Raw genomic sequence first — 15,886 nt, 5'->3', positions numbered from 1 at the left:
CTTCACGGCGGTGGAGTCAGACACAAGAGTTCACGTTACCGAGCGTCCGCGGAAAACCCGGCGACCGGACCGACCACGACGATCGCGGGCGGACGGATGTTCTCCTCCCTGACCCGGGCAGCGACCGTCGCCAGGTCCGCCCGCAGCACGCGCTGGGTGCGCAACGTGCCCTCCTGGATGACGGTGACCGGGGTGTCCGACGGACGTCCACCGTCGACGAGGACGGACGCGAACTGCTCGATCCGCTCGACAGCCATGAGCAACACAATGGTGCCGCGCAACTTCGCGAGCGCGGCCCAGTCGACGAGCGAGTCCGGGTGGTCGGGCGCGACGTGACCGCTCACGACCACGAACTCGTGGGTGACGCCGCGGTGTGTGACGGGGATACCCGCCGCGGACGGCACGGAGATCGCGCTCGTGATGCCGGGGACGACGGTGACCGGGACACCGGCGGCCGCACACGCCTCGAGTTCCTCGAAGCCGCGGCCGAACACGTACGGATCGCCGCCCTTGAGGCGGACCACGAATTTGCCGGCCTTCGCGCCCTCGATGAGCGCTGTGTTGATCGCCTCCTGCGCCATCGCGCGGCCGTACGGGATCTTCGCGGCGTCGATCACCTCGACATGCGGGCCGAGTTCGGCCAGTAACTCCGGCGGGGCCAGGCGGTCGGCGACGACGACGTCGGCGCGGGCGAGCAGGCGGCGGCCCCGGACGGTGATGAGGTCCGGGTCACCGGGTCCGCCCCCGACGAGCGCGACGCCGGGCGCGGGCGTCTCGTCGGTGTCGGTGACGGCGCCGGACTGCAGGGCCTCGAGCAATGCGGTACGGACGGCGGCCGAGCGCCGGTGTGCGCCTCCGGCGAGGACGCCGATGCTCAGCCCGTCGAACACGCCCGTCGCTGGGGTAACGGCCGTTCCCTCACGGGCGTTGTCGGCGCGCACGCAGAACACGCGGCGTGCCTCGGCCTCCGCGACGATCGCGGCGTTGGTCTCGGGCTCGTCGGTGCATGCGATGGCGTACCAGGCACCGTCGAGGTCGCCGTCGGCGTAGTCGCGCAGTTCGAGCGTGATCTGCCCGGCGGTCGCCATGCCCTCGACCGCGGGCGTGACCTCGCGGCTGACGAGATGCACGCGGGCCCCGGACGCGATCAGCAGACCGAGGCGGCGCTGTGCGACGGTGCCGCCACCGACCACCACGACACGACGGTCCGTCAGGTTGAGTCCGACCAGGTAGCTGGTCTCGTCACCGGCGGAAGCAGACACTCGTCTCCCCGTTCTCCACATCGAAGCGGATGTTCACTCGACAGATTTCGAAACACTACGGCTCACCGCGACCGTGACGCCATTCGTGACGTGCTTGGTCACAGTGAGCCCTCCCCCGCCGCTCGCGAGGATCGCGGCCGCTTCCGCGACACTCGGCGTACCCACCGCGCCGTATACCGTCTCGGCAGCGTGCGGCACCGACACCGCGGAGAGTTGTTCCGGTGGATACCCCGCGAGGCGGGCACCGAGGGCCGCTGCCGCGTCGACGAAGGGCGCCTGCCCAGCCTTTCTGTCGAGCGTGGCCAGCACCGCGACCGCCTCATCACCGCAGACCTCGAGAACCGCGCTCACGATGTCCGCGACGCCGACCCGACTGCCCGCGCCCACCCCGACGCACAGTCCGCCCAGATCAGCCACGAGCGGCCTCGACGAACCGCCGGACCGCGGCGGGGTTTCCGGCGGGATGGGTGTGCAGGTAAGACGCGTGCACTGCTCCCGCGGCGCCGGCAACGAAGCCCTCCCGAGTGGCCCCGGAGTCCCAGGCGCGCCATCCCCACGCCGGTCCCGCGTCGCCGGCGGTCTCGGTGGCCAGCACCGTACGGTGGAACTCGTGGCCGCTCACGCGGGTGCCGGCGTCGAACAGCACCGAGTCGGTAAGCGCGACGGCCTCCCGGTACCCGAGCGTCAAGCGCATGCCGAACCGGGCGTCGACCTCGATCACCCCTGCCATCGGATGCCCATCAAGACTGCGAGCAAGGTACAACAGTCCTGCGCACTCGGCGTGGATCGGCGCACCGTCCGCCGCGAGTTGCCGTACCTGGTGCAGCAGCGCAGCATTCGACGACAGTGCCACCGCATGCTCTTCGGGGAACCCGCCCGGAAGCACCAGACCTGCTGTGCCCGAGGGTAGTTCGTCGTACAACGGATCGAACGTGAAGACCTCGGCTCCGGCCGCCTCGAGCAGCTCCCGATGCTCGGCGTAACCGAAGGTGAATGCAACACCACCGGCAAGGGCGATCACCGGGCGCGCCTCGGCCGCAACGGGTCCGACCTCGACAGCCGGGTCCCAGGCGGGCGTGTCGACCGATGAGCGTGCGAGCGACCGGATGGCATCGAGGTCCAGGTGCGCCGCAGCCAGCTCCGTCATCGCGGCCACCGCAGCCAGCGCGGCCTCACCGTGTTCCACCGCCGGCACCAGCCCGAGATGACGAGACGGCACCTCGAGTTCCGCCAGCCGGGGCATCGACCCGAGAACCGGCAGGCCCACCCGTTCGCACGCCTGCCGCAACACCTGCTCGTGGCGGGCGCTGCCGACGCGATTGAGGATCACCCCACCGATCCGGACGGCGGCGTCGAACGTCGAGAAGCCGTGCAGTACAGCCGCCAGGCTCTGGCTGTGTCCGCGCGCGTCGATCACCAAGACCACCGGCGCGCCCAGCGCCGCGGCCACCTGCGCCGTGGAACCTTCGGCCGACGGTGCTGCCGAACCCGGATCGATCTTGCCGTCGAACAGGCCCATCACACCCTCGACGACGGCGATGTCGCAGTCGGCACTGCCGTGGCGGAAGAGCGGGCCGATGCGGTCCGCGCCGACGAGCACGGTATCGAGGTTGCGGCCGGGGCGTCCGGCAGCGAGCCCGTGGTAGCCGGGATCGATGTAGTCCGGTCCCACTTTGAACGGCGCGACCCGGTCGCCCGATGCCCGCAGCGCACCCACGAGGCCGGTCGCGACGGTCGTCTTGCCGCTTCCGGAAGCCGGCGCCGCAATCACCACCGCAGGAGCACTCACCACTCGATACCGCGCTGGCCCTTGCGGCCCGCGTCCATCGGGTGCTTGATCTTGGTCATCTCGGTGACGAGATCGGCGGCGTCGATCAGCGCCTGCGGGGCGTCACGCCCGGTGATCACCACATGCTGATTGCCCGGACGGCTCTGCAGCACCTCGACGACCTCGTCAAGATCCACCCATCCCCATTTGAGCGGGTAGGTGAACTCGTCGAGCACGTAGAAGCGATGGGTCTCGTCCGCGAGTCGGCGTGCGATCTCCTGCCAACCCTCGGCGGCTGCCGCCGCATGGTCCTCCTCGGACCCCTGCTTGCGAGTCCAGGACCACCCCTCGCCCATCTTGTGCCACTCGACGGCGCCACCGGCACCGCTGCTCTCGTGCAGGTCGCCGAGCGCACGGAAGGCGGCTTCCTCACCCACCTTCCACTTCGCGCTCTTGACGAACTGGAAGACGCCGATGTCGAAGCCCTGGTTCCAGGCACGCAGCGCCATACCGAAGGCGGCGGTCGACTTGCCCTTGCCGGCGCCAGTGTGCACCGCCAGGACGGGCTGGTTGCGGCGCTGCCGGGTAGTGAGCCCGTCGGCCGGCACGTTCTCGGGTACGCCCTTCGGCATATCGGGATCCCTTCTCGGACTGTGTTTTCAGGCGGTTCAGGCAGCGGCGCGAACGACGCCGGCGACCTGCTGCGCCGACAGTTCCGTGAGGCGGACGTGACCGCCGCGCAGGTCCCGCGCCAGTTCCGCAGCCAGGCCGAGGCGGACCATGCCGGTCTCGCAGTCCACGACGATCGACGCGACGGACGCAGCGGCGAGCATCGCAGCGGCACGCTTGGCGCGCGGCAGGGCATCCTTGCTACCGGTGGCGCGGCCGTCGGTGAGGGCCACCACCAGCGCGCGGCGCTTGGGATCGCGGACGCGTTCACGCAGCACCACCTCACGAGCCCGCAGAAAGCCCTCGGCGAGCGGGGTCCGGCCACCGGTCTTCATGGCCCGCAGGCGGCGCACCGCGACCTCCACCGACGACGTCGGCGGCAGCACCAGTTCGGCGCCCGTCCCGCGGACGGTGATCACCGCGACCTTGTCGCGGCGCTGATACGCATCCCGCAGCAACGACACGATCGCGCCGGTGACCGCCGACAGCCGGTCGCGGGCGGCCATCGAACCGGATGCGTCGACGACGAACAGAACCAGGTTGCCCTCACGCCCCTCTCGGAGTGAACCGCGAACATCGTTGGCCGCCAGCAGTATCGGACCATTGGTCCGGCCACGGGTGACCTGGTGTTCCGCGGCCGCGAACAGGGTGCCGACCAGGTGCAGCCCGTGGCCGGGCTCCGTCGTCGTCCGCACGGACCGGCCGCGCGTCGAGCGGGACCGCGAGCGGCGGCCGGGGCTGCCGTCGCCGACGCCGGGGATCTCCAGCATGCGGGTCCGGAACTGCGGCCCGGGTGCACCGACACGGCGCTCGCCCTCCGGACCCGAACCGGACGAACCCTGTTCGGGCGATTCGTTCTTCGACTCACCGGACGGATACTCCGGAGGCGCCTCACCGGCGCCGGGGCCGTCGGGGTCAGGGTCGGGCTCGGGCTCGTCGTGTGCCCGCGCGTCGGCATCGGCCTGCTCCAATGCATCATCGAGTTGCTGCTCGTCGAGACCAGGCTCGTCGAAGGGGTCACGCCGACGACGGTGCGGCAAGGTCAATTCCGCGGCAACCCGGACATCCTCCTCGGTGACCGCGTCGGCGCCGCGCCACGCCGCGTGCGCGGTCGCGGTACGGGCCAGGACCAGATCGGCTCGCATCCCCTCGACATCGAAGGACGCGCACAGCGAGGCGATCCGGCGCAGTTCCGTGTCCGACAGTTCCACCGCGGCGACGGCGTCGCGGGCCGCGGAGATCTGGCGGGCCAATTCGGCGTCCTGCTCGGCATAGCGAGCGGCAAACGTGTCGGGATCGCGCTCGTAATCGAGGCGCCGACGTACCACCTGCATACGGACGTCGACGTCTCGGGAGGCGGCAACGTCGACCGCGAGACCGAAACGGTCCAACAGCTGCGGACGTAGCTCGCCTTCCTCCGGATTCATGGTCCCGACCAGGACGAACCGGGCCGGATGGGAGTGCGAGACGCCGTCGCGTTCGATATGGACGCGGCCCATGGCGGAGGCGTCGAGCAGGACGTCCACCAGGTGGTCGTGCAGGAGGTTGACCTCGTCCACGTACAACACACCCTGATGGGCCTCGGCGAGCAGCCCGGGCTGAAAGGCCCGCTCGCCGTCGCGCAGTACCTTCTCGAGGTCGAGGGAGCCGACGACGCGGTCCTCGGTTGCGCCGACAGGCAGTTCCACGAGGCGGGCGCGACGGCCCACCGCTACCTCGGGTAGCAGAGCGGTGAGTGCGCGCACGACGGTGGACTTCGCGGTGCCCTTCTCGCCGCGCACCAGCACACCGCCGATGCCAGGGTGGACTGCGCACAGGATCAGGGCCAGGCGCAGCCGATCCTGACCGACGATCGCACTGAACGGAAATCCGGCAGGCTCGTGAGCGGCCAGGTCATGGTTGTGACGCAACGATCGAATCCCTTCACTTCTCGGTTTCCTCGCCGAGAGCTTGGCGGTGCGAAACGTTGCGGCATTCTGGCTCCGGGTGGTTCGCGTGGAACACCCTCACAGTGGCGGGACCGCGCCTGATTCTCACAGGACTTCCCCACAAACGTTTCTCTGCTGCGCACCCTACCGCGACTCGGGATCGTCCCCGCGCCGCGGTAGGTGCGTGATCGTCACACGGACGCGGACTCGGCTACCCGGTCGGCGGCCGGAGCGGCGTCGGTACCGAGCTGCAGCGAACGCGTACTCCAGTCCCAAACCTGGTTGAACAGGTCGACATTGTCGGTCAGCTTCTGCCCCAGTGACGGGACCATCTGCGTCAGCTTCGGCTTCCACGCGTCGAACTCGCGAGGGAAGCAGCGTTCCAGGACGTCGAGCATTGCGGGAACCGCAGTGGACGCACCGGGTGAAGCGCCGAGCAGGCCGGCGATGGTGCCGTCCGCTGCGCTGACGACGGCGGTGCCGAACTCGAGCACGCCACCCTTACCCTTCTTGCGAATCACCTGGACTCGCTGCCCGGCGGTGATGAGCTCCCAGTCCTTGCCGACGGCCTTCGGCACGAACTCACCGAGGGTGCCGATGCGGTCGGCGGGCGACTGCATGAGCTCACCGATGAGGTACTTGGTGAGGCTCAATTCGGTGACGCCGACGCCGAGCATCGACATCAGGTTGTTGGGCTTGACCGAGCCGGGCAGGTCGGTGATCTTGCCCTGCTTGAGGAACTTGGGCGACCAGCCGGCGTAGGGGCCGAACAGCAGGCCAGGCTTACCGCCGATGACGCGGGTGTCGAGGTGCGGCACCGACATCGGGGGCGCCCCGACAGCGGCCTTGCCGTACACCTTGGCGCGGTGCTGATCGATCAGCTCGGGGTTGGTGCAGCGCAGGAACTGGCCGCTGACCGGGAATCCACCGAAGCCCTTGGCCTCCTTGATGCCCGACTTCTGCAGCAGGTGCAGCGCGCCGCCACCGGCACCGACGAACACGAACTTGGCGTTGACGACCTTCTTGGCGCCGGTGCGCAGATTCTCGACCTTGACGGTCCAGCTGCCGTCGGACTTCTTGGTGAGGTTGCGGACCTCGTGACCGAAATGCACCGTGCCGCCCGAGGACGCGACGTAGTTCAGCAACTGCTTGGTGAGCGCGCCGAAGTCGATGTCTGTACCGGCCTCTGTCCAGTTGAGGGCCACCGGATCGGAGAAGTCGCGACCCTTCGCCATCAGCGGTAGACGCTCGGTGAAGAACTGCTCGCTCTCGGAATACTCCATGCCGGCGAACAAGGGATGGCGCGCCAGTGCCTCATAGCGCGCGCGCAGGTACTTCACATTGTCGGCCCCGTGTACGAAACTCACGTGCGGGATCGGGTTGACGAACTCCTTGGGATCGGTGAGGAGACCGTTGTCGACCGCGTACGACCAGAACTGGCGCGAGACCTGGAACTGCTCGTTGACATTGACAGCCTTGGTGATGTCGACGGTGCCGTCGGACTTGGCCGGGGTGTAGTTGAGCTCACACAGTGCGGAGTGGCCGGTACCGGCGTTGTTCCACGGGTCGGAGCTCTCGGCCGCAGCCGCATCGAGTCGTTCGAAGGCGGTGATCGACCAGTCGGGCTGCAACTGACGCAGGATCGCGCCGAGCGTCGCGCTCATGATGCCCGCTCCCACGAGCACTACATCGGTCTTCGCCTCTACCACGTTCTGGTCTGACACTGGAGAATCGACTTCCTTGTCTGTTCACACGCAGCCTGTCGGTACGCATCCGCATGCACAGCCCGCCTTTCGCGCGCCTGTGGCGCTTAGGTTACCTGTGCGTATCTACCCGAATCACCTCCCCCAATTGTGCCCCTCGCAAACAACTCCATCCGACCAATAGAGTGTGATCGTGACTACTTGGGCCCCCGACGTTCTCGGCGACGGATACCAGCAGCTGACCATCCCGCTCGGGACCGACCCTGACGGCGAGGGCGAGCTCGAGGCCACGCTGGTCCGCTACCAGCCGGCGTCGACGTCCACGAGCCGCGCCGTGCTGTACGTCCACGGGTTCACCGACTACTTCTTCCAGCAACACCTAGCCGAGCACTTCGCCGCGCAGGGATATGCATTCTTCGCGCTTGACCTGCGCAAATGCGGCCGTTCGCTGCGACCGGGGCAGACGCCGCACTTCGTGACCGACCTTCGGGCGTACGACGTCGAGCTGAACGCGGCGCTGCAGCTGGTGCGCGAGCAGATCGGTACCGGCGGCGATGTGCTGCTGGTCGCCCACTCCACCGGCGGGCTCATCGTGCCGTTGTGGCTCGACCGGCTCCAACGCCGGCCGCAGGGTACCGCCGGGGCCGGTGTGGCGGGCCTGGTCCTCAACAGTCCGTGGTTCGACCTGCAGGGTCCGGCACTGCTGCGCAGCGCGGGCACGACTGCCGCGATCGACGCGCTCGGACGGCTGTCGGGAAAGACGCCCGTCCCCGGACAGAAGCTCGACACGTACGGCTCGAGCCTGCATGTGAGCTCCAACGGCGAGTGGCATTACAACCTGGACTGGAAGCCGCTGAGCGGGTTCCCGGTGACGTTCGGCTGGCTGCGCGCGGTCAGACGCGGTCATGCGCAGCTGCACCGCGGGCTCGACATCGGGGTGCCGTCACTGATCCTGCGTTCGAAGTCGACGGTGTTCGCATCCCGCTACAACCCCACCGTCGACGGCGCCGACGCCGTCCTCGACGTCGACCAGATCGCGAAGTGGGCCGGCTGCCTCGGCAACCGCACCACGATTGTGCCGATCGAGGGCGCCCGCCATGACGTGTTCCTGTCCACCGAGAAGCCGCTGGCAACGGCGTTCGCCGAACTAGACCTGTGGTTGACATGGCTCGACGCCCACACCACGACAGCACGCAGAACGGGAGCCGGCGCATGACCCACTTCGATCTGGCGATCATCGGCACCGGATCGGGTAACTCGATTCTCGACGAGCGATACGACGGCATGAAGGTCGCGCTGCTCGAGAAGAGCACGTTCGGCGGCACCTGCCTCAACGTCGGCTGCATCCCCACCAAGATGTACGTGTACGCCGCGGAAGTGGCCCGTACCATCACCGGATCGTCGAAACTCGGCATCGACGCGACGCTCGACGACGTGCGCTGGCATGACATCGTCAAACGCGTATTCGGCCGGATCGACCCGATTGCAGCGGGCGGCGAGCGCTATCGTGCCGAGGACTGCGACAACGTCACCGTCTTCCGCGGTCACGCCCGCTTCGTCGGCCCCCGGACAATCGATACCGGGACCGGCGATGTCATCACTGCCGACCAGGTCGTGATCGCGGCGGGCTCGCGTCCGGTGATCCCACGCGAAGTCCTCGACGGCGGTGTGCGATTCCATACCAACGACGACATCATGCGGCTGCCGGAACTACCCGAACGATTGGTGATCCTCGGCTCGGGTTTCGTAGCCGCCGAGTTCGCGCACGTGTTCTCCGCGCTCGGAGTGCAGGTGTCCATCATCGGCCGTAGCGAACGCCTGCTGCGCCACCTCGACAAGGAGGTCTCGGAATGGTTCACCGAACTGGCGAACCGCAAATGGGATGTGCACCTAGGTAATCCGATGGTCGCGGCCCGACCGTCGGGCTCTGCAGGAGTTGCCGGCTCAGCCGGCGGCGGCATCGAGATCGAACTCTCGGACGGCACCGTCGTTGCCGGTGACGAACTACTCGTCGCGGTCGGACGGACACCCAACGGCGACCAGCTCGACGCGTCGCACGGCGGCATCGCCGTAGACGAGTCCGGACGCGTCATCGTCGACGAATTCCAGCGCACCACGGCGGAGGGTGTGTTCGCACTCGGCGACGTGTCGTCGCCGTACCAGCTCAAGCACGTTGCGAACCACGAGATGCGGGTGGTGCGAGAGAACCTGTTGCGAGACGCGTGGACGTCCACCGACGGCCTACGGCGCAGTGATCACCGCTTCGTGCCGGCCGCAGTGTTCACCGACCCGCAGATCGCGGATGTCGGTATGACGGAGGAGCAGGCCCGCGAGGCAGGCCTGGACATCACGGTCAAGGTGCAGAACTACGGCGACGTCGCATACGGGTGGGCGATGGAGGACGACGAGGGGTTCTGCAAGGTGATCGCCGAGCGCGGCACTGGCCGCCTGCTGGGTGCACACGTCATCGGCGCGCAGGCGCCGACGGTGATCCAGCCGCTGATCCAGGCGATGAGTTTCGGGTTGTCTGCGCAGGACATGGCGCACGGGCAGTACTGGATTCACCCCGCGCTGCCCGAGGTGGTCGAGAACGCGCTACTCGGTCTGGAGATCTGAGCCGATCGGTTCCACCGAACCACCTCGAAGATCGTTGGCGCTGAGCTAGGTTCGGCGAATGATGGGTTCCCGGATGGGCCGCCGGATCGTCACCGCGATCGCCGTCGCGCTCGTCGCGGGCGCCGCAGATCCTCGCTCCCACAGCATCGGTCGTCCCACCCGTCGCACCCGCCCTCGGCGCACCTGGAACGGTCCTCGAGTCCGACCCACTGCCCCCGTCGCTCCGGCTGCCGGGCACCGGCGCCGGCCCGCGGATACGCCGTCGCGGCCACCGACTACATCTGCCTGGGCACTCCCGGCGTCCCGCCCTACCTCCACGGGAAGTCTGCGACGGACAGCGTCGTCGATTCGGTGCGGGCAGCCCGCGCCGAATCGACGGCGCCGTCTCGACGCGTTAGGCGGTGGCCGGGCTGGCAGAGGGCGGGCAGGCCGCGGTGTTCACTGCACACGCCGCCACCGAGTACGCGCCTAGACTGGACTACCGCGGCGCGGTCGCCACCGGAGTGCCGTCGAACATCGAGACACTCGCCCCGTTCGCCGGGCCGAATTTCCCGCCGCAGGGCCTCGCGGGGCTGACCAGCTTCATGACCTTCGTGATCGCGGGACTCCGTGACGTCCACCCCGAACTCGACATCGACAGCTGACTGGCCCCGATCGGACGCTCGTCGACGCGGCGCCGGAACTCCCCTACCTCCAATTTGCAGCTCGCCGCGAATATCTCGGTAGCACAGATGCTCTCGCGATCGCTCAACGAACCGGCGCTCATGGCGGCACTGCGCGACTATCTGCGGGTGCCGACGTCAGGTTACGACCGGCCGCTGATGATCGCGCAGGGGCCGAGGACCCGACAGTGCCGCTTCCGTTGACAGTCAAGCTGATCACGGAAATGAACCTTGCCCGGCACCCGTCCGGACTTCAGGATCTATCCGGCCGACCACATCGGCAGCCTGTGTGCCAACGAGGCGGACGCGGCCACGTTCATCGCAACGGTGTTTGCCTGCGAGAGCAACTCCGAGGACCCCGAGTGCGCCCCTGCTTCCGGAGGCTCCCTCGGGTCCCACAGCTCGGCCGGGTCGCTCGGGTCTAGCTGAGCGCGTCGAGTCTGTCGGGCAGCCAGGAGTGCCCCAGCGCCAGAGCCACTGCCAGCACGGCCGCCGGGACGAAGAAGCCGAACACACTCAGCGGCGCGGACGCGAAGAGTGTCCCGAACGAGCCCACGACAAGGGTTCCCGCGACCAGTCCCGCAAGCAAGCGCTCCGGGAACGCCGCGGGGAGCAGACAGAGCACCGCGGGGATCGCCAGCACGGCGACGATCGGCGGCCCGTAGGTCCGCACGATCGACTGCTCGCATTCGCCACCGGGCATGATCCCTGCGTCCGGATATCCCAGTTCACATGCGGTGATCTGCATCATCGAACTGGTCGCGGCGAGGATCGCCAGCCCCGCACAGACCCACGCCAGCAGAAACCACCCCACCCGAACGGCATTCAGCATGCCCACTCCCCTCGATCCTCACCCACGACCGTACGAGGGCCCGGCGCGCCGGATTCCGGGGGATCCCTCGGATCTCTCGGTTCCCTCAGCTCGCTGGGATCTCTCGGGCAGAACAACTAGATCGAGAGAGTGGCACAGATGACTACCGACCGCAGTCAGAAGGGCGGGTCGTCCTCGCCGAAGTCGACGACGAGGACCGGTTCTCGCCGCTTGTCGGGATGCCGCGGCAGGTAACCACGGCGTCGACTTTGCCGGTAGGCGGCCTGCTGCGCCGGTGGGACGTGCAGGTCGATGAGAAGCCCGAGTTCCTGCTCGACGGGTGACCGGTTCAGCTTCGCGAGCGTGCGGGTGTCGAGCCGGGCACGAACATGCTCGGGCACGCCGGCGTAGAGGCCGTCGAGAGTGAACGGGCCTTCGGGCCGGGTGGTGATGGTGTGGCCGGCCGGGTCGGTCCAGTCGAGGCGTCCACCCTCGGACTGGCAGACCGACCAGTACCCGATCGTCTTGAGCCGGTGATGTTTCCGGCACAGGCACGCGAGATTGTTCTCGACGGTGAGGCCGCCCGCGCCGGGACTGTCGTGGTCGAACGGGACCGTGTGGTCGAGATCGCAGGCCGCGGCCGGAACGGTGCAGTTCGGGAACCGGCACACCCCGTCCCGGACCCGGATGGTGGCCGCGAGCGCGTCCGACGGCGTGTAGGTGGTCTCCCGGTACCGGGCGGCCGCCCGGGTGGGTGGGAGCATCGGCGCGGGCCCGGCACGTCCGATCCCGGCGACCGCCCCGGGTGTTCCAGCTGTCGGGTTCGCGGTGAGCCGCTCCCGGTCTTTGTCGCTGATCGTGAGGACCTGCTTCCAGGTGCCGTCGGCGGCCAGATCGCGGACCAGGTCGGCGTCAATGGGTCCGTGGCCGAACAGGAATCCGGGGGCGTCGTCGAAGCCCAACAGAGTCGCGGCACTGACGCCGACGAGGATCTGCACCTGCACATTCGCGGTCATCTTCCCGACCTGACGTGCGGTGCAGTCGGCGCGACCGCACGCGCAGTCCAGGCAAGTGTGCCCGGACGCAAGCGCGACCAACGCGTCCGCGCGGCGCTGCGCCATCGTCCGCGGATCCTGACCGCACACATTCTGGCTCATGGCTCGCAATCTTCCGGATACGATCCGACCTCCGACAGCGGCCAGGATTCCGTCGAGATCGGTCAGTCCGTCGTCGCGGGCCAGAACCCGCACATCCCGGCCCGCTTCCGCAGTCGTCCGGCGTTCCGCGACCCCGTCGGGGTCCAGGTTGGCGATCAGTCGGCGGGCCCGAGCCTTCAACTTCGTCGTGGAGACCCGATCCGCGCCCTCCAGCAGGCGTTCCTCGACCGCATCCAACAGTTCGTCGGCGACGTTCGCGAGTACCTCGTTGAAGGCATGGGCTTTCGCCAGATCGATCCGGCCCGACTTGAACTCCTCCCGAACCCGATGCAGCCGCACACGCAACTCGTAGCCCAGCCCGATCATCCGCTGCGCCGCCCACTCCGTCAGCCCCAGAATCCCCGCAACCTCGACGTGCGCGAACTCGCCTTCACGGGACTCGTTCCGGCCAGCCCGCCTGTCTTCCGCGCACCGAGCCTCGAACAGGTCCGTCACCGCATCGACTTCCAGGAACTGTTCCCGAGCGATCCGCGCATGCATGCCGCGCAAACATCGGCCGTGTCGAGAGCAACCCCCATTTCGAACATACATTCGAGTATAGCTTTCAGTGGCACCGATGTCAGCGCTTTCGCGAACCGAATTCGATCAGAAGACAGAGACATCGAGAACAAGAAGCTTCGCCGTTCCGCTCACAGGTCCGCACGTGAACTCAATGCGGATGTCCGCGACTGGACACTCGAATCGTCCTGACCCGCGACCAGCTCGACACCCACCCTCCACGATCGAGTCCTACCTGCGGTGCTCGAGCGCCCGGACGACGCGATCGCCGATCGACTGCAGAATCTGCACGACGACGATGAGGACGACGACCGCGACCAAGAGGACCGGTGTGTTGAACCGTTGGTAGCCGTACACGATTGCGAAATCGCCCAGACCACCGCCACCGATGGCCCCAGCCATGGCCGAGTACCCGACCAGCAGCACCGCAGTCAGCGTCGCGCCGGCCACCAAAGACGAAACCGATTCCGGTAGAAGCACTTTTCGAACGATTTGCAGGTTGGTCGCCCCCATCGCCTGCCCCGCCTCGATACGACCGACGGGCACCTCCCGCAACGCGGCCTCCACGACACGCGCGTAGAACGGGATGGCACCGATGGTCAACGGAACGATCGCCGCCTCCGGGCCGATCGCGGTGCCGACGATCAGCCGGGTGACACCGATGAGCGCGATCATCAGGATCAGGAACGGCAACGAGCGAAAGACGTTGACGATCGCGCCGAGCACGGCGTTGACGGCGCGCTGCGGCCACAGTCCGCCGGGCGATGTCACGTACAGTACGACGCCTAGCAGGATGCCGCCGAGCACGGTGAGGACGAACGAGATCGAGACCATGTAGAGGGTCTCCCGCGTAGCGTCCCACACCTCGGGGAACGAGTCGTACCAAGTCAGCTTGTTCATGCGATTCGTCCTTCGATCCGGGACTCCGGGCCCCACGACAGCGTCGTGCCGGGCTGCGATTCCACGAACGTCTCGACATCCGCCCGGTTCACGTCGGACCCGAACCGCAGACGCAAGCGCCCGACGGTGACTCCGGCAACCTGCTCGACGCGGCCACCGACCACCGAGATGTCGATATCCAGCTTCCGGACGAGTTGCGCAAGCCACGGCCCGTGCGCCTCGTCACCGATCGTGGTGACGAGCGCGGTGTCGGCGCGGTCCCCCGCGGACGGATCGTCGCCGACCGGGACGATCGCCGCACCGAGTACCGAACCGGGTTCGGCGACCAGGTCCAGGATCCGTCCGGTCTCGGCAATCCGGCCGTCCTCGAGCCTCGCTGCCGACGTGCAGATCCGCCGGAGCACGCCGAGCTCATGCGTGATGAGTACGACCGTGACCCCGATCTTGCGATTGAGTTCCGCAAGTAGGTCCAGCACCTGGTTGGTGGTGTCGGGGTCGAGAGCGCTGGTCGCCTCGTCACACAGCAGCACGTCCGGTTCGGACGCCAGCGCGCGGGCGATGCCCACGCGCTGTAGCTGCCCACCCGAGAGCTGCGACGGGAACGCCTTCTCCTTGCCCGCGAGTCCCACGAGCGCGATCAACTCGTCGGCCCGGGCCCGGCGCTGCTTACGGTCCATACCGGACAGCTCGAGCGGGAACTCGACGTTGGCCCGCACGGTCCGCGAGTGCAGCAGGTTGAACTGCTGGAACACGGTTCCGATGCGCCGACGTGCCTGACGCAGGCCCGCACCGGTGAGCTGCGACAGGTCGTCGCCACGCAGCACGATGCTGCCGCTGGTGGGCTGCTCGAGCAGGTTCAGGCACCGCATCAGCGTGGACTTGCCCGCGCCGGACGGACCGACGATGCCGAAGATCTCGCCCTCGGCGATCTCGAGGTCGATGCCGCGCAGGGCGGCGACCGGGTCCGCTCCGGCGGCGGCGGGGAAGGTCTTGACCAGGTTCCGGACCGCGATCATCAGCTGGCCGCGTGGACCGGGACGACGGAACCGGAGTAGTTCTCCTGGATCCAGGTGGCGGTCTCCGGCGACTCGAGGGCCTCGGCGAGCGCCTGGATACCGGGATCGCTCTGGTCGGCGGCGCGAACGACGAGCAGGTTCGCGAACGGGTTGTTCTCGACCTTCTCCGACAGCAGCGCGTCCTTCGCCGGCGTCAGGCCGGCCTCGATCGCGTAGTTGGAGTTGATGACCGCGGCGGTGATCTGCGGATCCCCGAGGTTACGGGCGAGCTGTGACCGCTCGATCTCGACGAACTTCAGGTTCTTCGGGTTGGCCTTGATGTTCTTCTGCATGACGATGGACAGGTCGGCATCGGCGAACGGGACGTCCATCTGGATCAGTCCGGCCGACTCCAGGAGGTAGAGCCCGCGCGCGAAGTTGGTGGTGTCCTTGGGCAGCGCGATGGTCGAACCGTCGGCGAGCTGATCGACGGCGGTGATCTTCTCCGAGTACAGGCCCATCGGCTCGAGGTGCACGTCGGCGACGGCGACGAGATCGCTCACGCCCTTCTGCTTCTGCCAGTCGGCGAGATACGGCGCGTGCTGGAAGTAGTTGGCCTGCACGTCGCCCGCGACGAGCAGCTCGTTGGGGTCGATCTCGCCGGTGACCGGCTTGACGTCGAGTTTGACGTCACCCATTGCACCCGAGTTTGCGATGTGCTCGAGGATCTCGACATGCGGGGTGCTGGACGCGGAGATCACCAAAGTCTCCCCGTCACCGCCCGAGGAGCAGGCGGCTAGACCCACGGTGAACAGAGCGGCAGCGGAAAGAACAGCGGTGCGGCGCAAAAACATTGG

General features: G+C 67.9%; 15 protein-coding genes and 1 riboswitch. Of the genes, 4 read left to right on the top strand and 11 right to left on the bottom strand.

Translation table 11 applies throughout. The annotated features are described in order from the left end of the window. Positions 1-35 precede the first annotated feature (35 nt). From cobA to mqo, 6 genes are all read right to left on the bottom strand, one after another. A complete protein-coding gene (gene cobA / locus ERC79_RS20725) occupies positions 36-1,262 on the bottom strand; it encodes a uroporphyrinogen-III C-methyltransferase (protein ID WP_131580250.1) in 1,227 nt (408 codons plus the stop codon). Positions 1,263-1,295: 33 nt separating this feature from the next. After that, positions 1,296-1,679 (bottom strand): cobalamin biosynthesis protein, encoded by a 384-nt coding sequence (locus ERC79_RS20720; protein ID WP_242676666.1) that lies wholly within the window; start codon positions 1,677-1,679, stop codon positions 1,296-1,298. Continuing rightward, positions 1,672-3,054 (bottom strand): cobyrinate a,c-diamide synthase, encoded by a 1,383-nt coding sequence (locus tag ERC79_RS20715; protein WP_242676665.1) that lies wholly within the window; start codon positions 3,052-3,054, stop codon positions 1,672-1,674. Before ERC79_RS20715 ends, ERC79_RS20720 begins: the two co-directional genes overlap by 8 nt. Then, positions 3,048-3,662, bottom strand: a complete 615-nt coding sequence (gene cobO / locus ERC79_RS20710) for a cob(I)yrinic acid a,c-diamide adenosyltransferase (RefSeq protein ID WP_131580249.1) — start codon at positions 3,660-3,662, stop codon at positions 3,048-3,050. Before cobO ends, ERC79_RS20715 begins: the two co-directional genes overlap by 7 nt. A 36-nt stretch (positions 3,663-3,698) precedes the next feature. Then, on the bottom strand, positions 3,699-5,609 hold the full coding sequence (locus ERC79_RS20705) for a magnesium chelatase subunit D family protein (RefSeq protein ID WP_242676664.1): 1,911 nt from the start codon (positions 5,607-5,609) through the stop codon (positions 3,699-3,701). A 60-nt stretch (positions 5,610-5,669) separates the two neighbouring features. Next, a riboswitch (cobalamin riboswitch) is annotated at positions 5,670-5,746 on the bottom strand. Positions 5,747-5,818: 72 nt separating this feature from the next. Then, positions 5,819-7,291 carry a malate dehydrogenase (quinone) gene (mqo, locus tag ERC79_RS20700; RefSeq protein ID WP_242676916.1) on the bottom strand — a complete coding sequence of 491 codons (1,473 nt, stop codon included), beginning with the start codon at positions 7,289-7,291 and terminating at the stop codon, positions 5,819-5,821. 232 nt (positions 7,292-7,523) lie between these two features. Here mqo and ERC79_RS20695 point away from each other — a divergent pair, with 232 nt between their 5' ends. The 4 genes from ERC79_RS20695 (at position 7,524) to ERC79_RS23790 (ending at position 10,812) form a co-directional block, all read left to right on the top strand. Then, positions 7,524-8,546, top strand: a complete 1,023-nt coding sequence (locus tag ERC79_RS20695; RefSeq protein ID WP_131580247.1) for an alpha/beta hydrolase — start codon at positions 7,524-7,526, stop codon at positions 8,544-8,546. Further along, complete coding sequence (gene mtr / locus ERC79_RS20690) at positions 8,543-9,946, top strand: mycothione reductase (RefSeq protein WP_131580246.1); 1,404 nt, start codon at positions 8,543-8,545, stop codon at positions 9,944-9,946. The genes ERC79_RS20695 and mtr overlap by 4 nt, the downstream gene beginning before the upstream one ends. A 401-nt stretch (positions 9,947-10,347) precedes the next feature. Beyond that, the gene (locus tag ERC79_RS23295) at positions 10,348-10,590 is read left to right on the top strand and encodes a hypothetical protein (protein WP_207390371.1); all 243 of its coding nucleotides are present in this window, start codon (positions 10,348-10,350) and stop codon (positions 10,588-10,590) included. Between the two features lie 87 nt (positions 10,591-10,677). Then, positions 10,678-10,812, top strand: a complete 135-nt coding sequence (locus ERC79_RS23790) for a hypothetical protein (RefSeq protein WP_278249712.1) — start codon at positions 10,678-10,680, stop codon at positions 10,810-10,812. A gap of 217 nt (positions 10,813-11,029) precedes the next feature. Here ERC79_RS23790 and ERC79_RS20680 read toward each other — a convergent pair whose 3' ends face one another. The 5 genes from ERC79_RS20680 to ERC79_RS20660 form a co-directional block, all read right to left on the bottom strand. Further along, positions 11,030-11,440 carry a hypothetical protein gene (locus ERC79_RS20680; RefSeq protein ID WP_131580245.1) on the bottom strand — a complete coding sequence of 137 codons (411 nt, stop codon included), beginning with the start codon at positions 11,438-11,440 and terminating at the stop codon, positions 11,030-11,032. 155 nt (positions 11,441-11,595) lie between these two features. After that, positions 11,596-13,116 carry an HNH endonuclease signature motif containing protein gene (locus ERC79_RS20675; RefSeq protein ID WP_242676663.1) on the bottom strand — a complete coding sequence of 507 codons (1,521 nt, stop codon included), beginning with the start codon at positions 13,114-13,116 and terminating at the stop codon, positions 11,596-11,598. 249 nt (positions 13,117-13,365) lie between these two features. Next, entirely contained in the window at positions 13,366-14,034 is a 669-nt protein-coding gene (locus tag ERC79_RS20670; RefSeq protein WP_131580243.1) for a methionine ABC transporter permease, read from the bottom strand. Next, positions 14,031-15,050 carry a methionine ABC transporter ATP-binding protein gene (locus ERC79_RS20665; RefSeq protein ID WP_131580242.1) on the bottom strand — a complete coding sequence of 340 codons (1,020 nt, stop codon included), beginning with the start codon at positions 15,048-15,050 and terminating at the stop codon, positions 14,031-14,033. Before ERC79_RS20665 ends, ERC79_RS20670 begins: the two co-directional genes overlap by 4 nt. Further along, positions 15,050-15,883: a MetQ/NlpA family ABC transporter substrate-binding protein gene (locus ERC79_RS20660; protein ID WP_131580241.1), complete on the bottom strand. Its 834-nt coding sequence runs from the start codon at positions 15,881-15,883 to the stop codon at positions 15,050-15,052. Before ERC79_RS20660 ends, ERC79_RS20665 begins: the two co-directional genes overlap by 1 nt. Positions 15,884-15,886: the final 3 nt, after the last annotated feature.

It is taken from the genome of Rhodococcus sp. ABRD24 (assembly GCF_004328705.1).
Lineage (GTDB): Bacteria > Actinomycetota > Actinomycetes > Mycobacteriales > Mycobacteriaceae > Prescottella.
The sequence above is the reverse complement of the archived record's forward strand: the minus strand, read 5'-3'. Positions and strand labels throughout refer to the sequence as shown.